Genomic DNA, 17,400 nt, shown 5'->3' with positions numbered 1-17,400 from the left:
TTCTAAAAAGCGTGGTCTCTAAAGACGTTTACCGTATTTTTTTGGATGCCCCCATGAATCTTCTTTTGCATATCGGTACACACAAGACGGCTACGACCAGCCTGCAGCACTTCTTTGCGCTGAACCGCGCCCTTCTTCGTTCATATGGATTTTATTATCCTGAGAACGACGACAGCGCATACGCTTTTAATTTTCTGGCTTCGCGTGTGGCTTTCGGAAAAAGCTCAGAGGCGGCTGCTTTTCTGGCCTCCGCAAGGGAAAAGGCCAAGGACTCCGGCTGCCAGAGTGTTTTGATCAGCGGCGAATCCTTTTATGCGATGACAGGTTTTTTCATCGACCTGCAAAAACGTGAGCGCAGCGGGGAGTACTGGGACAACGAGGAGCGACTGGTTCAGGAGGTCAGGGAGGCCTGCGCGGGCTATGAGAAGATCAGTGTCACCTGCACCTTGCGGCCGCAGGATGAGCTGGCCGGATCGCTTTATAATCAATTCGTTAAAAATGTCTTCGGGATTGATTCCAGCTATTCAGAATTTCTGGCGCAATCCCGAGATATTTATGATTATGCGAAACATATTGAATTGTGGGAAAAGGCGTTTGGAAAAGACAACATTCACCTCAAAAACTTTCATATCGTCAAAAAGGATATCATCCGCGATTTTTGTCACAGCTTCCTTAAAGATGCGTGTTTTGAAAATGCGACGATCAAGGACGTCGAGGCCAACACCCGCTTGAGCCGGGATGTCCTTGAGGTCAAGCGTCTTTATAATTCTATACATCCTGATCCGTCTCTGGCCTTCGTTTCCGCCCGCTCCTTCCGGGCGATCAACGATCATTTTCCGGATTCTGAGGGATATCAAATTTTTGCAAGCCGTAAAGAACAAGGCACTTTTTTTAAGGATTTTCAAACCGGAAACGATCAACTTGCGAGTGCTTACGGTCTGGAGCCTATCCCCGTCTTGACTGGAGATCAGGAGCCGACCTATCCGGGGCTGAGCGCAGAGAAAACTTCCGAGGTCTATCTCAGGTTCTGCGAAGATCTTTATTCCTTTCGTAACAGAATAGAGTTGGGCTTGCGTCGGGCCGCGCGATTCATCATGGAGAACATACCCGGAGGCAAGACCCTTATGGCGCCGGTGCGGAAGGTACAAAACAGTCTAAGGCTGAGACTCGGCGGTTGGTGACTCAAACGTCCGTGAATTTCTGGATGACAATAAAGTTCAGGTATTTCAGGTTTTTCGGGTTGCTCGGGCATTTCAAGATTTCCCTGATGCCGTAACGGCCTGCGCCCCAGACCGTGACCAGATAGGGCATCTGGTACAAATCCGCCCCGAAGGGGTCCAGCTCGCTTGCCCCCTCGTAGCTGTGCAGAGAACTGTGTTCGAGAATGCATAGCCCCCCCGGCTTTACACACGACATCCAGGCATTCAGGCATTTTTCAGGATCATAGCTGTGGTCGAAGGAGTTGCTGTAGATGAAATCGCATTTTTCGATCCACTCCGGCTTGACCTCGTGGAAGTCCCACTGGAGGGTGTTTTCAAACTGCGTGGCCGTTTCCGATATCTCCGTGCCTAATACGTCACAGCCTAACAGTTCCCTGAACCATTTCTGCTCCAACCCGCGGCGCGTACCATGACAAAGCCCAAATTCGGGTTTCGGGATGCGCTTTTTGATATAGGCTGCAAGGAATTCAATGTTTTCCCGAACCACCCAGACGCGGTCAATTTTATCCTTATTGCCGCGGGTTTGAACGGCGCGGTATTTTTCATAGTCGAATTTTCCGTCGGGCGTAGTGTAGGAATGCAACGTGTAACCCTTCTCCGGGTCATAATCCCTGCTGACATTCATAATGAGGTAGCCACGCGAGAGGGCTATGTTCTTGATCAGTTTTTTTAGCGCCACAGGGGTATATCTCTATGAAGGACAGGTTTTCAGGCGAAACGTACCAAAAAAGCCAAATCCGGTCAAAGCGTAATCTGTCTTTTCCCGATCCTTAACCCACAAGGAGATATGCCAAACATCCCACCCCCCGACTTGTTTTTCCCTTCAATATCCTCCATGCTGCCTCCATCTTTCAGAATAGGGATATTATCAGCCGTGGCGTATTCGTTTTTTGGGGTCATCAATCTGCGCGATGAGGTCAGAACAACGCTTTCCGGTCTTTTTGACCGTTATCTTACTTCAGATATGAAAGTTTATGATATCGGCTGCGGGAACAAACCGTTCGGCCCGGTTCTGGTCGGCAAGGTCAAAGATCATATCGGCGTGGATATCGAGGATGGGTTTTATGACTCCCATCACATTGACCTCATCGGCAGCGCCTATCATGTCCCGGTCGAAGACGGCAGCGGAGATGCGGTGATTTCCTCCCAGGTGATCGAGCATCTGGAGCGCCCTGCGGATGCTCTCAAGGAAACCGCCCGCGTTCTCAAGCCCGGAGGAGTCTTGCTGATTTCGTTTCCTTTTCTTTGCCCTATCCATGCCGAGCCGCATGACTATACGCGGTTTACGGAATATGCGATGAGCAAGCTTTTGAAGGATCACGGATTTGAAGTCATCGAGATGAGCCGGATCGGTGGCTTCTGGTATATCGCCGGTATGTATCTTCATATGTATCTGAAAACCTTCGACCGGGGGCCGCTGAAAAAAATCAGGCTTGTCGCGGCGGTTTCATGGGTTTTTCTGTGGCTTATTACGCAAATTCACAGGCTGGAGGGCGCAGTCATGAAAGCCGCGGGTAAAAATCCCGAAGAGCTGCGGAAAAAATGGACGGTCAATTATACTTTTGTGGCCCGGAAAGGGGCGCAAGCGGCATGAAGATCATCAAGCGCATCAAGAGTTTCAGGGCTACCGTGGGCTGGCTGTCGCGACTGACGGGCAGCAAATACAAAGCCGCCCGCTTTCTGATTTCTGCCCGGAAAAAGCCCGGATTACTGGGTGCGGGTGTCTATAACCAGCTTCCCGTGGTGTTCCGCCGGCAGGATTTGGGTGCTCTCAAGGAGGTGCTGATCGACCGGGAATATGCGTTTCTGAAGCCGCATATCGCCAAAATGGCGCCGCTGCAGGTTCTCGATATCGGGGCGCATATTGGCACGTTTGCCCTGTGGTGCCTTGCGACTAATCTGGCCGCCGAAATCTACAGCGTGGAGGCTGACCCGTATACGTTCGACATCCTCAAGCGTAACCGCGCCCCCGTCCACGAGCAGAGATATGTCTGGAATTGCCTGCACCGTGCGGCGTGGAAAGATGAGTCGTATCTGGCTTTTTCCGACAAGGGCGACAGCATGAGCCACAGGGTGGCCGATTCCGGCTCCCTTAAGGTACTTGGTGTCACTTTTTCCAAGATTCTGGAATTGAGCCGCTATCAGCAGGTCAATCTTATGAAAATCGACATTGAGGGCGCCGAGGAAGCTTTTCTTTCCGCCGAGCCGGATTTGCTGAAAAAGGTTGAGATGCTTGTCGTCGAAATCCATCCCAAGCATTGCAACGAGCAGGCGGTCCGCGATCTTTTGAAACAGTATTTTCCGATCATCGAGGAGATTGAGGGGCGCAAATCTTCCAAACCCCTGCTTTTCTGCCGGAAAGTGCTTTGATATGGTTCTGCGGAACTTGCAGGAGTCCAAGAGCCGTTTCCTGACGCAGGAGAACAAGCGCAGTTTCTCCGGAATCGTTCTTCTGGGCTCTCAACGCGTTTTTCAGAAATCTTTCGGGTTAATCTCCACCTATTTTCTCGTCCGTGCGCTTACTCAGGATGAGTTCGGGATGTATAGCTTCGTCATTGGTGTGGTCAGCACGATGACGATTTTCGGCTTCGGGGGACTTAAAAACGCGATCATGCAGTCCGTGGCGCGAGGGCATCGGGGGACTTACCGCAAGGCGGTTCCTCTTTCCTTTTCCGGGTGTCTTCTTGGCAGTTTCGTGATGCTTGGACTTGCTTTTTTTTATCATAAGACTGGGCAGGCAGAGCTTTCGACCGCCCTTATGATCGCGGCTTGTTTATTGCCTTTTTATGAGGGGTTCTCGCAGTGGCGGAATATCAGGATCGGCGAGGAGAAGTTTTCCGCGTTTTTCAAGCAGGAGACGTTCTGGCAATTCACCATGCATAGCACGATGGTTGCGGTTGCCCTGCTGTATCCTCATAATACCGCCCTGCCCGTTCTGGTTTTTCTGGGTGTTCCTGCGTTACTCAATACACTTTTCACGCTGAGGGATTTCCGCTCTATTGCGCCGGAAGAGACGGACGAGCCGGAGAGTATCGCCTACGGCTTGAGAACCTCTTTCTATGCGGCTTTCAATACGGTGGCCGTCAATGCCGACAAGCTTTTCCTCTTTGCGTTTCTTTCCCCTTCGGCTACAGCGATTTTCGTCGCGGCTGAGCGGATTCCTGAGGTTCTCCGGAATGTGGTTCAGGATGCTATCGCGGTCTATGCCCCGCGCTTTGCCCGCGAAGAGACCTATACAAAAAATCTTGATGACCTGTTGAAAAAGGCCGCGCTTGTGATCGGGCTGGCTGTTTTTGTTTTTGCCTTTACCCTGCTGCCGTGGATTTTGATTTTTGTTTTCGGGGAAACCTATTCTGAATCGGTTATATACGCTCAAATTCTCTGCCTTTCGGTAGCTATCGGCAATGCCTCGAATATCCGGTTCCGGTATATCCGTTCGAAGCTGGACACCACCAATTTTGCCAAAATAACGATCGTTACCTCGGTTTTACGTATTGCGATGTCTGCACTTCTGATCCCCGTTTACGGGATTGCGGGGGCGGTGGCGTCCGCTTTTGCCTATCGCGTGATTATGACTCTCACGGTAGACTGGGTGATCCGAACGCATTACCTGAAGGCCGTAAAGTAGACAATGGACTCAAACACCGCCATCCTGCCGCTGATTACCGTGGGGATTACGGCCTATAACGCCGAGGAGACGATTGAGGTCGCCGTCGAGTCCGCGCTGGCGCAAAACTGGAAGCCTAAGGAAATTCTTATCGTCAATGACTCCTCGACGGACCGCACGGGCGAAATTCTTGACGCTCTGGCCTTAAAATTCCCAGATATCCGTGTGATTCATCATCCCGAGAACAAAGGCGTTGCCGGTGCGCGGAATACGATTATCCGTGAGGCCAAAGGCATTTTTCTGGCCTTTTTTGACGATGACGACCGGAGCGATCCCATGAGGCTGGACAAGCAATATCTGCGGATTGTGAGCTATGAGGAGAAATATGCGGGCATTCGGGAAGTCATCTGTCACTGCTCCCGGATTCAGCATTATCCCGATGGATCGGAGCATTACGAACCTACGGCGGGCACGAAAGAAGATGGACTATGCCCTCGTGGGGAGGCGATGGCCAAGCGCATTCTCTATGGGCTTCCGGTCGAAAACGGGTTCGGCTCCATGGCTTCTTGCTCACAAATGGCTCGGCTTTCGACGTATCAAACCCTCGACGGGTTCGATGAAGATTTCCGGCGGTGCGAGGATACGGATTTCAATGTCCGGTTTGCGCAAAATGGCGGGCATTTCGCGGGGATCGCCGAGCCCCTGGTTCATCAAACCATGACGTCGGGCAACGATAAAACCCTGACGCAGGATGAAGACTATTACCGCAAGCTGATCATCAAGCACGCGATTTTCATAAGAAACAGCGGGGTTTCGCCGTTGTTCTGTTCGCGCTGGCTGGATGCGAAATATGCCTATCTGCGCGGGAAAAAAGGTCTTTTTGTCTGGAAAATGATCAAGCTCTTTTTCAAATATCCGCTCCTCACCTATCGCCGGATGAAATGGGCGTGGCCGAATAAAAAATTCAACAAACATGCTCAGGAATTCTATAAGAGTTTCTCATGACCCTGCCCCTTATCACTATCGGGATTACCGCCTATTGCGCACAAGAAAGCATCGGACGTGCTCTCCGCAGCGCTCTGGCGCAGGACTGGGCGAATACGGAGATTTTGATCGTCGATGATTGTTCAACTGACGACACAGCGAAGGTTATCAGGGAGGCTATTGCAGACGCAAAAAAAGCACGTCTGATTGTGCATGAAAAAAACAAAGGGGCGGCGGGGGCGCGTCATACGATCCTGCAAGAGGCCAAGGGCGATTTTATTGTTTTCTTTGACGACGATGATGAGAGCCTTCCGCATCGGCTTTCCCGGCAATATGAGCGCATCGTTTCCTATGAACAGGAAACTGGGGCCGACCTTGTGTTGTGTTATGCGTCGGGCGAGCGGCTTTATCCTAATGGGTATCGCAAGATTCTGGACGCTATCGGTTCATGTGGGAAAGTTCCGCAGGGTGTGGAGATGGCTGACCGGATTCTGTTTTACGGAGGGGATAAAGAGTGCTTTTATGGTTCGGGGACGCCGACCTGCTCCCTCATGGCGCGGAGAGAGGTTTTTGACAAGGCTGGCGGCTTCGATGAACATTTCAGACGTGTCGAGGATTTGGATTTTGCTGTGCGATCTGCCCTTATAGGGGCGCATTTTATCGGTTGCCCTGAAAAGCTTTTTGTTCAGTATGCCACGCAATCCTCGGATAAAAGCGCCGATAAAAACCTGCAGGCGGAAATGCAACTGGCCGAAAAACACCGCGCCTATCTCGAAAGCAAAGACCGCTACGTCTATGCGCGGGAGTGGCCAAAAATACGCGCCAGCCACTTTAAAAAAGACTATAGGACTTTTTTTATGACGCTTGTTCCCTTACTGCTCAAGCATCCGATTGCGGTCACGCGGCATCTTTTTAAAACCGGGCCCGCGCGCTTTTTCCATGAGCGAAAAATGAAGCAAGCGCCCGATCCCTCTTCTTTGAAAATTCTCGTGTGCTGCCGGGCGATCGACAATATGGCGGGCGGCGTGGAGCGCATGGCCTCGGCTCTTATGAACGAAATGGTGAAGCGCGGGCATTCGATCAGCCTTATGACTTTGGACCCTGAGAACGCGCAGTCGTTTTATCCGCTTGATTCTCTTATCGTCTGGCACAAGGTAGCCATCGGCGATCCCTTACGAAGAGCAACGCTTTCCGAGATGATCCAGAGGGCTTTAAAAGTTCGAATGATCGTTGGATCAGTCAAACCCGACATCATGATCGGGTTTCAGGACGGGCCTTATCTCAGCACCCGGGTCTATACTCTGGGGATGGGGTATCCGATTATTCTGGCGGAAAGGAATGCGCCCACGCGCTACGATCACATCCGGTCGGGCAAATATCGGCAGTTGATTTATCAAACCTTCCGGTTTGCGCGGCGTATCACCGTCCAGTGCGAGAGCTACCGGGCGCATTATCCGGCTTATCTGCGTGCGAAAATTGTAACGATCCCCAATCCGGTTTTTCCCGCCGCTCCTGAGAATCTGGGGCAAGTGAAAAAACGGAGAATTTTGCTTTCGGTCGGTCGGCTGGAATACCAGAAGAATTATTCCGTTCTTATCCAAGCGTTTGCGTTGATCGCTCCGAAGCATCCTGACTGGATTTTGCGGATCATCGGTGAAGGCATCGAGCGTAAAGACCTTGAAAAACTGTTGGCTGAGCTTGACTTGTCTGGCCGCGTGGAACTGACTGGAACGACGGATAAGGTCAGCTCTGAATACGCGCAGGCGTCTCTTTTTTCGCTTTCCTCCCGTTGGGAAGGGTTTCCGAATGTGATTGCCGAGGCGATGGCGCACGGGGTTCCCTGTATCGGTTTTGCAGGTTGCGCGGGGGTGAGCGATTTGATCCGGCATGGCTATAACGGACGGCTGGCCGCCGAAAACGGCGATCCTGAGACTTTGGCGGATGAGTTAAGCTTTTTGATAGGCGAACCGGAGCAACTCGTGCAGATGGGGCGTTCGGCGATAGAGAGTGTTCAAGCCTATCGCCCTGAGCATATATACGATCTCTGGGAGCAGTTGTTCAAAGAGGCGGCGCGCTCATGAAGCTGATGTTCGTCATCAAAACCATGACGCATGGCACGGGCGGCGCCGAGAGAGTGCTTAGCCAGATCACGACCGAACTCTGCCGTCTTGGTCACGAGGTGAGCCTTGTGACTTTTGATGCTCCGGGGGAAAAGCCGTTTTATCCTCTTTCAGAACACGTAAAAAGAATTGATCTCGGCTTGGGAGACCCGCAAAAAAAGTCGAACGTCGGCATTACCCTTAAGAGAATGCACGCCCTGCGTAAATCCGCGATAAAGGAGCGGCCCGACGTTGTGATCGCCTTTATGCACAGCGCCTTCGTTCCCGCCGCCTTTGCCCTTCTCGGCATGGGCATCCCCGTTATCGGGAGCGAGCATATCGTTCCGGCGCATTATGACCGCCGCAAGCTGGAGTTCGCTTTTTTCCTGTTCAGCCTGCCTTTTTTGAGAAAAATTACCGTTGTTTCAGAGAAAATCCGCGACTCCTATCCTGCCTTCGCTCGGCGCAAGATGGTTGTGGTTCCCAACCCTGTGAAGCGGCCCCTTCCGGGCCTTGAGGGGCTTCGTGATCTTACCAAAAGGCCTGTTATTCTGAATGTCGGACGGCTTGATCCGCAGAAAGATCAGGAAACCCTGATCCGCGCTTTTTCAATCCTCGCGCCGGACTTTCCCGACTGGGATTTGCGGATTATCGGGGAAGGAGAACTTCGTCCTGAACTAGAAAAGCTTATTTCTGAACTGAACCTCAAAGGCCGCGTTTTTCTTCCGGGTCTTTCCGGTGATATCGACCGTGAATATGCCGCCGCCTCTCTTTTCGTTATTCCTTCACGTTATGAAGCCTTCGGTCTTGCGACCGCCGAGGCGATGACCTACGGGATGCCAGCCATCGGGTTCGCGGACTGCCCGGGGACGAATGAAATTATAGAAGACGGTCACAACGGCTTACTCGCGAAGGGCGAGCACCGCGTGAACGCCTTAGCGGAATCCATGGAGAAACTTATGACCTCCAAAGAATACCGCAAAGAATTGGGAGAAAAGGCCGCGGAAAGCCATGCTCAACTGACTTCCGAATCCATTGCGCACCGCTGGGACGATTTCCTGTGCGGCTTTACGACGTCTTAATTCTATACATAAAGTCCACACCCATACGGCTTTCATCGAGCAAGAAATGAATGTGAAGCATATTCCCGGCATACATAAAATCCTTATCAAACTTCCTTTCTATATACGGGATACTCATATCGATCGCCATCCCATAGGAGTTCATCAATGCCTTGACACGTTTGCTGACGATATTCGAAATCTCGCAGGCGGCATCCTCAAGAATCTTCCGGTCTATGATTACGTCCGGGCCGTAGATCTTCTGCACCAGCATTTTGAGAAGATTCTGCTCGAACCCGAACCTCAGGATTGAGCGCATATATTCCTGCTCGCTTTCCACCATGGCATAAATGGTATGGCTTTCGTCTTTATTGTTCGGGGCATCGCTGACAATTATCTGGTTGTGAAACATCACCTCTATGACGTGCGAAACAGAAGCGCGAATGGCCTTGCCTATCTCGCCTTGAAGTTCTTCCGCAAGCTTCCTGATTTTTTTTAAGGATTCTTCAGTCATCGGCTTTGACCTTGCTCTCTGCGAGCTTTTGCACGGCCGCGTCGATTTTTGCCTTCAGGGAGTCAAGATCAACAGGCTTGACGAGGTATGAGTACGCTCCGGCTTCCAGAGCGTCCTTGACCGACTTCTTTTCGCTCTCGCCCGTCATCATGATGATCGCCGTGTCTGAAAAACGTTGATCCGCCTTACACTCCCTCAGCAGGTCGTAGCCGTTTTTGTTCGGCATTCCCCAATCCAGAAGGACGATGTCGTATTTATTCCGGGCAAGCATTTCCTGCGCTTCCACGCCATCAGAGGCCGCATCGACATGGGCGACCCCGATCATGACGAGTTGCTGAGCTACCAGCTTGCGGATGATCATGTAATCATCGACGATCAAAACTCTTAATTTTTCGTAATCCACGCGATTGTTTCCCCTTTTGCGCGGTTTATTCACTTGCAGCATAGCGAATTGTCGTAACTAAATTCTAAACAAAATGCGGTTTTTTAAGGTTTTATCCCTGACCCTCAACATTATTTTAAGACCTTGGCCTTAGAGTGTGACTTAAACGCAGGGTCGGTTTTCCGGGCGCTTATAATGGATAAGAAGATTCTCTTGGCTGATTACCACGCTCTGGACGTGCTGGACCACGTACTCGGACGGGTGACGCACAAATTCAGCAATCTTATTTGCCCGGTCCTGGGGTTCAGCGAAATTCTGGTTAAAATGAATAAGGATGAGGCTCTGCGCGAGTTTATCGAGCATACCTATGACTATTCCACGGAACTCCGTGCCTTTAACGACTTTCTGGGAGCCAGCGATCTTCTGTCGAGCACCAGCCTGCAGAGCCGTGTGACACCATATTCCGAAGCCTTCTTGAAGAGCTATAGCGATGCCCTGATATTTCTTACGGGGGTTACCCCCAATTTCCCCTCCAAGGAGGATGCGCCGCTCTGCCTCCGCCATGATCCCGGGGCGCTTGAAGCCGTGATGACCCATATTATTTGCAACGCGCTTGAGGCCGGGGCCGAAGCGGATTCACTTCAGATTTCCTGTAAATGCCAAAATCTTTCCGACGATGTGGGGCAAATGTTAAACCTCAGCCCCGGAGATTATGGCCAGTTTACTCTTTCCGGACCTTCTCCTGCCGCCTCTCCGGAAGCCCTCAGGCAGGCTCTGCACCCCCTTTATACGACTAAGGATATTTCCCGCCATAAGGGCATGGGCCTGTGGCACAGTTACCGCCTGATGCGGCGGATGGGCGGGACAATTCTTTTTTTCAACGCCCCTGACCGGAGAACCTGCGTTTCGCTCCTTTTGCCCCTCTTAACAGACAGAGAGTCCTAAGATGGCGCGTATCCTTATCGTCGATGACGAACCCGGTGTCATCATTACACTGAAGACGATGCTCAAGGTGGACGGGCATGAGGTTGTTATTGCCGAAAATGGGGTTTCCGGCATTGAATGTCTGCAGACACATAAGGGTTCCCTTGATCTCGTGATCACAGATATCCAGATGCCGGAGATGGACGGGTTGCAGTTTATCTCGCGCCTTCTGGACATTGCGCCCGATTTGCCGGTGATCGCCATTTCCGGCGGGGGGAACAGGCTTTCCAACCTTGATCCTCTGGCCAGCCTTAAAGATAAAATTTCGGGAACCGTACGCAAGCCGTTTACGCATGACGAGCTTTTTCAGGCGGTCAACGCCGCTCTTGATTCTGCCTTTAACCGGAGGTCTGGTTTATGATCCCGGGATCTGTGCGCCCCTCCAGGCCCATGAATATTTATAAAATCTTCTTCCTGTTCTTTGCCGGGGTCGGTTTTATTGTTTTCAGTCCTATCCTGATCATATTTCTTGATACGGTCAGCGCCTTTCATACCTCTAGTAAAATCCGTGAGCAAAACCAGATCGTCAACCAGACGCGACTGCTTAATTACAGCCTGATCCTTGAGACGCAGAAGGCGATGGTCCTGATTTCCGGAACCAAGGAGAACCGCGATATTTTCAAATCGGGATGGAAGGATGTCCGAAAGGAAAACAGCGAAGCCCTGAACGCCCTGGTCCAAGCAGCGATGAGTATTTCGGATACCCCTAAGACTGCCGTGACTCTGCAGGAGCTTGAAAAAGCGCGACTGGGTTCAGAGAAATTGAGCGAAGCTCTTGAGAAAGATAATTATATCCACCCTGAAACTTTCCTTGATACCCAGAAGCATCTTAGCGAAACTCTGGCCCTGCTGCGGATTGAAATTCTTGAACCACAGAGCGCCGCGGAGTTTGCCTTTCAACAAAGCTTTCTTGTCCATAAAACCGCCCAGAATCTCCTTGATCTGACCGCCTATGAAGGAAACCTGCTTCTTTCCTTTATTCATGCCGACGAAAATCTCGACGATTCAACCATGCAACGGCTGACCCTGCTGCGTGATACCGCGCAAACCGAGCGCTCCCAGCTCTCTCGGCAGATCGAAAAAATCAACAGAGGAAAAAATTTCTCGAACGATACTCCTGGTTTTGGAGTGTTTTATGGGCTTCAGGATTTTGAGGACTCCTTTAAAAGCCTCGATGAGATGAGGCGCCGCATTTATTCCTCCAGCATGGCGGGTGAGCCTTATCCCGTAGCCGCACAGGAATGGAAAAAGGGCTTTGAACAGGCTCTGGACAGTATCAAGAGGCTGGAGGACGTCGTTTCCATGCCCGCTGAGGCCGCCCTGCAAGATCATCTCAAGAGCCTGACCCGCCGCCTGTCCCTGATTACCGTTGCCGGACTGGTAGCCATCGGTATTCTTTACATCCTCTTCCTTATCCTTAAGGTGCGGATTTTGAAACCGATTGGCCTCGTCACCAAGAGAATGACTGAACTTGCCGCCGGGGATCTCGAACTTGACCTTCCGGAAACTACACGGATGGACGAAGTGGCCGAGATGATTGAGGCGCTCAAAGTCTTCAAACAAACCGCCCTTAATGCCCGCAGACTGGCAACTATTCCTGAACGTAACCCTGACCCCATCATCGAATTGAACGAGAACGGGATGATCACCTATATGAACGAAGCGGCTATTCGCGAGTTTCCGAATATGTACATGGTTGACGGGACCGTTCACCCGATTTTCAAGGACTTCGTCGATCTGCAGATGGAGAGCCTGTCAGCGCGAAAAAACACGGTTCTTCATGTGCGTAAAGTTAATGATAAATATTATGAGCGGTATACGACGTTTGTGGCGTTGCAGGACCAGTCCCTGACCCGCGTCTTCCTGCGGGATATCACCGAAAAAGTGAAACAGGAAGGCGCCTTGCAGGAGAGTCAGGAACGTGCCCAAGCTTTCATGAATGCGCTCGAGGCCAGTCAAACCGGCCTCGTCGTTCTACTGTTTAATAACGGGAACTGGATGGTCGATTTTGTCAATGGCAGCTTCACGCATATGACGGGGTACAGACTTGACGAGATCAAAGCCGCACCTTTCAGTTTTCTGTCCGGCCCCCTTACAGACCTATCAGCCTTAAGTTTCCTTAAAAGCCGGATTGAACGGCGCATGAGCGGAAGCCGCGAACTCCTTTGTTACAAGAGCGATGGTTCTGCTTTCTGGGTGCGGATGCAAGTCGCGCCGATCCTGAACAGACAGGGCAAAATCAACAAATACAGTTTGATGTTGGAAGATATATCGGAAGAGCGCGAACGCGAGGACGGAGCCAAAAAGCAGCAAAATCTTGTCGCTGTAGGGGAAATGGCCGGAGGGATGGCGCATGAAATCAATAACGCGCTCCAGCCCATTCTTGGCCTTAGCGAAGCCTTGTCCAAAAAATTTTCCTCCGATCCCGAGGCCCACGAGCAGTATGAATTGTCAAAAGTCGTATATGAGTATGCCCTTTATGCGAAAAACATCGTCAGCGATATGCTGTCCTTCACGCGCCAGGAAAGCAGCGTTCTTACCCCTGTCAAAGCCTGCGAGATTCTCGACCAAAACCTTAAACTTCTTCAGGACAGTCTTCCTGACCGTGTGCGCCTTGTCAGCGAAAATATTCAGGACGGCTCTTCCGAAGAACGACTTGACGCCACAATCCATATCAACCCCACCGGGTTTTTTCAGATCATGGCCAACCTTATCAAGAACGCCTGCCACGCTATGGACGACAACGGAACTATCACCGTTGGTTACTGCGAACGATCCGTTTCCGACGATAACGCCTTGAATCTTCCTTCAGGCTCATATTTCGAGATTCAGGTCCGGGATACGGGGTGCGGAATGGACGATAAGACAAAGGCCAAAATTTTTGAGCCCTTTTTCAGCACAAAAAAAGTCGGCGAAGGCACAGGGCTTGGGCTTTCCGTAGTTTACGGCATCCTGCAGAGATGGGGCGGGCATATTGAGGTGGCTTCCGCGCCCGGAAAAGGCACGGTTTTTACGCTTCTTATTCCCATACAGGAGCAGAGCGTTCAAGGCTTGCTGCCGAACGTGGCCTCGGCCGCTCTTAAAAACGGTGTTCCAGCGCCATAACCACCGTGCGGCCCAGTTCGTTGGATCCGTCCCGCCCGATCAGGGGGTGCTGGATAAAAAACGGCCGTTCTTCATGCTCTTCAGCCAAATTATAGCCGTTAAGGGAAAGCGTTGTGTTCTCCGCAAGGTTATAGGCTGCCCGGGCGTTGAGGACAACGTAGGCATCGACGTCCTTTTGTAGATAGGCGTCAAAGAAATCCGCCGTCACAGTGGAGTATTTAAATCCCGATACAAAATGCACGTCCGTGCCCAGTTCGAACGGGCCTTTTTTGTAGTCCAGAGCCAGATTGATTTTATGGTCGGGTTGTGCGTCCTCGAAATTGAAGCGGTGGTCGGGGATTCCGGTTTCGCTGTCGGCCAGAAGCGAATAGGTATAATTGATATTCCAATTCAAAGACTCATCCAAACAGGCGCCCTTGGCAAAAAGCTCCAGAAAAACCGCCTCTGAGTCCCCTACATTTTCAAAGGTATAGTCCGCCTTCAGATTGCCGGGAGGGCCAAATTCGCGCACAGTCGGTGCGATCAGATCTTCAATTTTCTGATAGATAAGATTTCCTCCTGCGCTGAAGCTCTGTTCGGTAAATCTCCGGGTATAGCCCAGATCCGCTGTGTAGTTGACTTCCGCATCAAGCTCAGGGTTTCCGTAAAGCTCCGAAAAGGGAGACGTGTTTTCGTCAAAGGCGAGTTCGACGATGCTGGGGACGTGCAGCCCCCTGCCCAAAGAGAGGCGCACGGAGGATTCCGGGTCCACCTCATAGACCAAACCGCTGTTAAAACTGAATTCCGTTCCCTCCGGCTCCAATTCAAGACTTGGAAGATTGATTTTGGTATTCGAGGTGTCCAGTGTGAAATCGCGATCAGAGGTCCAAAAATCGACCCTGCCCGAGTTTGCCATGGACCAGCGGTCGGATATGCGCCAATCCCACATCGCCGATGATGAGAATGTATCAATCGTGAAATTGTCGCTGTCATTCCGGCCGAGCGCGTTCCCTTGGCCAAAATTATTCCTGTACTCTGCGCTTAAGCGGATGCTGTGGTCAGGATGCGGGGAGAGCAGCCCGGATGCCTGAAGAACCGTCAGTCGGTTGGCCACCGAAAATTCAGGAAAGGTGTTAAACCGCCCCATTCCGACTGTAATTCTTGTGGAGTTGTGATAGGCCATCAGATCATAGACTCCGGACTTACCGGCATCATAGGTCAGATCGATCTTGGCGTGGCGCGAGAGGGTCGAGACGTCGCGGGCCGTGTTGAAAACGGTCAGGTTGTCGCCGATCTGCTGGTTGTATCCGGTCTCCAGACGCGCATGGATATTCTCACGGAGTCTGATTTGCGAGTCGAGGTTCAGAGATTCTTTCTGGAAGGCGTCCTCGGCCGCGGCATTGGGTACCCGCGCCGAATTGATCCGGTGATTATGCGGAAACTCATCGTATCCCGTGCGCTCCCCGGAAAAACGGATGGAGGCATCCTGCGTGACATTGAATGTCTTCATTCCGCCCAAGGAGTTGTATCCCCTGCTGCCGTAGCCTAACTTTACGTCCCCTACGTTGTCGTAAAGGGGGTTGTAGGTGATGATGTTTATCACGCCTGAAGCCGCGTTAAAGCCGAAGAGTGACGTGTTCGGCCCGCGGACAATTTCGATTTGCTTGATTTCCTCCATTCTGACCGGGAATGAATTCCATAACGTCATTCCGAACAAATCCATATAAACCTGCCGCCCGTTAATCAGAACCAACAGGCGGTTAGCGTACGCCTGATTGTAGCCCCGGATATTCACATCAGCTTGGTCACGAAAATTGCGAGAGACGTCCACTCCGGCGTAGCGCCTGAGCAACTCCGGGATATCCTGTGCGCCGCTGGCTCTGATTTCCCTGTCCGTTACAATGTCCATAGAGACCGGAGCTTTTGACACGGGCTGCGGCTTCCCTGTAGCGCTCGTTGTTACGGGTTCACCATAGAGAGACTCAAGCCCGGTGTAATCGACATTCTGGGCCCATACCAAGCCGTCAAGATTCAAAGCCGTGCCGAACGCCAACAGCCCGATCAGCGCCCTTATGGTTCCTGCCTTTTTCATGCTCTGCTCCTCATAGCCTGATCGCCATATACCTGAAGGCCGCGTCCACGTCGTAGCCGCAGGCCGATAAAACTTTTTCGTTGAGATAAATATCCACACCTCCGCTGGTTTCTATGCTGATCGCGCAGGCTTCCTGTCTGGCGCAATCGGCCCCCAAACTCAGGGTAAGAAGTTTGTTTTCCTTCGATAACACCCTGATTTTCGGGTAAGCGGTTGAGAAATTTGGCGGTATTAGAAGAATATCCGGCATTATCCCCTTGTTGAGTTTTTCAAGGGTGGCCGTTTCAGCCCTGACCTTCATCTTCTTGAGGATAACTTTCTGGTCTTCGATCTGCTCTGCGCCCTGGCGCGCATAAGCCTCGGATTCCCGGTCATTTTCCTGATAGAGAACAGCGATCACCACATCGCCTTTTTTACGCTCAAGCCCGCGGATGTATTTGAGCGTATTCAGAACCGTCTTTGCCTCAGACGGCCCAATATCGGACTCCTGCGACCATGACGTCACGGGCATGAGTAAAAGCCCGAGAAAAATACAGAAAATTAACTTTTTGATCTGAGCTGAACGGCTCATGGACTATTTTTGGGATTGGGATTAGGCAGGATTGATAAAAACAATGCATTCTCAGAAGAAAAGGTTACATAAATCTTAATATTTGGCAATCTTGAAGCCGTTCCCTGGAAAAACTATCCCATCCTTGTATTCGATAGCACCGTTGCTATACTGGAAGGGTGATATTTATGATTTACCTGTTTTTTTAGTCGTAAATTAACTCTATTCTGAGAGAGTAATATTTTATTAATACGGCAAATACCCTTTATTCATTATGAACCCTGATAGCCTTAAAATTCTTATCGTTGACGATCATATGCTGATGCGAAGCATGGTCGAGAACTATTGCAAGTCTATGGGTCTGCAAAATCTGCAACAGGCCTCCGGCGGCAGTCAGGCTCTCAAACTCATACAGAACAACCATTATGATCTTGTGCTTTTGGATTGGGGTATGCCCGATCTCCCGGGAATTGAAGCGCTTAAGACGCTGCGCGCCGACAAGAAAAACGATCAAACAGCTATTGTCATGGTTACAGCCGAATCCGAGGATTCACGATTAATAGAGGCTCTGGAGGCCGGGGCGACCTCCTATCTTGTGAAACCGTTTTCGCAAGAAGATTTCGAGAAAAAAATCAAAAATGTGATTGAGTGGCTTAAGAAGCAGCGGGAATAAGAGATTTTTTAGTTTTGTGCCTTGTGGGGATGCAAATTTGGAACATTTTATTTTAAATCCTCAAGTCAGAATGGAGTTACCTGACGTCATCACGCGTCAGGTGTCGATGATCTTTCAGAGTATGTTTGGGGTCAGTGTCGAGAAGGCCGA

The 17,400-nt window shown here is 51.1% G+C and carries 16 protein-coding genes; 11 read left to right on the top strand and 5 right to left on the bottom strand.

Annotated features, from left to right (window positions below; translation table 11 throughout):
- Positions 1-53 precede the first annotated feature (53 nt).
- Positions 54-1,181: a hypothetical protein gene (locus IPN28_04690; GenBank protein ID QQS58124.1), complete on the top strand. Its 1,128-nt coding sequence runs from the start codon at positions 54-56 to the stop codon at positions 1,179-1,181.
- A gap of 1 nt (position 1,182) precedes the next feature.
- Here IPN28_04690 and IPN28_04685 read toward each other — a convergent pair whose 3' ends face one another.
- On the bottom strand, positions 1,183-1,899 hold the full coding sequence (locus tag IPN28_04685) for a methyltransferase domain-containing protein (protein ID QQS58123.1): 717 nt from the start codon (positions 1,897-1,899) through the stop codon (positions 1,183-1,185).
- Positions 1,900-2,094: 195 nt separating this feature from the next.
- Here IPN28_04685 and IPN28_04680 point away from each other — a divergent pair, with 195 nt between their 5' ends.
- Genes IPN28_04680 through IPN28_04655 form a run of 6 tightly spaced genes read left to right on the top strand, consistent with a single transcriptional unit; the run spans position 2,095 to position 8,992 of the window.
- Positions 2,095-2,814, top strand: coding sequence for a methyltransferase domain-containing protein (locus tag IPN28_04680; GenBank protein QQS58122.1), 720 nt, complete (start codon positions 2,095-2,097; stop codon positions 2,812-2,814).
- A complete protein-coding gene (locus tag IPN28_04675) occupies positions 2,811-3,590 on the top strand; it encodes an FkbM family methyltransferase (GenBank protein QQS58121.1) in 780 nt (259 codons plus the stop codon). The genes IPN28_04680 and IPN28_04675 overlap by 4 nt, the downstream gene beginning before the upstream one ends.
- A gap of 1 nt (position 3,591) precedes the next feature.
- The gene (locus IPN28_04670; protein QQS58120.1) at positions 3,592-4,848 is read left to right on the top strand and encodes an oligosaccharide flippase family protein; all 1,257 of its coding nucleotides are present in this window, start codon (positions 3,592-3,594) and stop codon (positions 4,846-4,848) included.
- A gap of 3 nt (positions 4,849-4,851) precedes the next feature.
- A complete protein-coding gene (locus IPN28_04665) occupies positions 4,852-5,832 on the top strand; it encodes a glycosyltransferase family 2 protein (GenBank protein ID QQS58119.1) in 981 nt (326 codons plus the stop codon).
- Complete coding sequence (locus IPN28_04660) at positions 5,829-7,892, top strand: glycosyltransferase (protein ID QQS58118.1); 2,064 nt, start codon at positions 5,829-5,831, stop codon at positions 7,890-7,892. Before IPN28_04665 ends, IPN28_04660 begins: the two co-directional genes overlap by 4 nt.
- Positions 7,889-8,992, top strand: coding sequence for a glycosyltransferase family 4 protein (locus IPN28_04655; protein QQS58117.1), 1,104 nt, complete (start codon positions 7,889-7,891; stop codon positions 8,990-8,992). The genes IPN28_04660 and IPN28_04655 overlap by 4 nt, the downstream gene beginning before the upstream one ends.
- On the opposite strand, the gene IPN28_04650 is transcribed toward IPN28_04655, so the two are convergent.
- Both IPN28_04650 and IPN28_04645 read right to left on the bottom strand, forming a co-directional pair.
- Positions 8,979-9,485 carry a hypothetical protein gene (locus IPN28_04650; GenBank protein ID QQS58116.1) on the bottom strand — a complete coding sequence of 169 codons (507 nt, stop codon included), beginning with the start codon at positions 9,483-9,485 and terminating at the stop codon, positions 8,979-8,981. The two genes, IPN28_04655 and IPN28_04650, sit on opposite strands and share 14 nt — an antisense overlap.
- A complete protein-coding gene (locus IPN28_04645; protein QQS58115.1) occupies positions 9,478-9,888 on the bottom strand; it encodes a response regulator in 411 nt (136 codons plus the stop codon). The genes IPN28_04650 and IPN28_04645 overlap by 8 nt, the downstream gene beginning before the upstream one ends.
- A 174-nt stretch (positions 9,889-10,062) precedes the next feature.
- On the opposite strand from IPN28_04645, the gene IPN28_04640 reads away from it, so the two are divergent.
- From IPN28_04640 to IPN28_04630, 3 genes are read left to right on the top strand one after another with little or no spacing between them, the layout of a single operon-like run.
- Positions 10,063-10,812 (top strand): sensor histidine kinase, encoded by a 750-nt coding sequence (locus IPN28_04640; GenBank protein ID QQS58114.1) that lies wholly within the window; start codon positions 10,063-10,065, stop codon positions 10,810-10,812.
- Position 10,813: 1 nt separating this feature from the next.
- Positions 10,814-11,212, top strand: coding sequence for a response regulator (locus IPN28_04635; GenBank protein ID QQS58113.1), 399 nt, complete (start codon positions 10,814-10,816; stop codon positions 11,210-11,212).
- 29 nt (positions 11,213-11,241) lie between these two features.
- Complete coding sequence (locus IPN28_04630; protein QQS58112.1) at positions 11,242-13,956, top strand: PAS domain-containing protein; 2,715 nt, start codon at positions 11,242-11,244, stop codon at positions 13,954-13,956.
- Here the strand turns inward: IPN28_04630 and IPN28_04625 are convergent.
- Together IPN28_04625 and IPN28_04620 are read right to left on the bottom strand one after the other, a co-directional pair.
- Positions 13,931-16,027 carry a TonB-dependent receptor gene (locus tag IPN28_04625; protein ID QQS58111.1) on the bottom strand — a complete coding sequence of 699 codons (2,097 nt, stop codon included), beginning with the start codon at positions 16,025-16,027 and terminating at the stop codon, positions 13,931-13,933. The genes IPN28_04630 and IPN28_04625 overlap by 26 nt on opposite strands.
- 10 nt (positions 16,028-16,037) lie before the next feature.
- Positions 16,038-16,598, bottom strand: a complete 561-nt coding sequence (locus IPN28_04620; GenBank protein QQS58110.1) for a hypothetical protein — start codon at positions 16,596-16,598, stop codon at positions 16,038-16,040.
- A gap of 253 nt (positions 16,599-16,851) precedes the next feature.
- Here IPN28_04620 and IPN28_04615 point away from each other — a divergent pair, with 253 nt between their 5' ends.
- On the top strand, positions 16,852-17,250 hold the full coding sequence (locus tag IPN28_04615) for a response regulator (GenBank protein ID QQS58109.1): 399 nt from the start codon (positions 16,852-16,854) through the stop codon (positions 17,248-17,250).
- Positions 17,251-17,400: the final 150 nt, after the last annotated feature.

The organism is Alphaproteobacteria bacterium, assembly GCA_016699735.1.
In the GTDB taxonomy this organism is placed as follows: domain Bacteria; phylum Pseudomonadota; class Alphaproteobacteria; order Micavibrionales; family Micavibrionaceae; genus JAGNKE01.
Note: the sequence above shows the minus strand (reverse complement) of the source record. Positions and strands in the feature narration are given on the sequence as shown.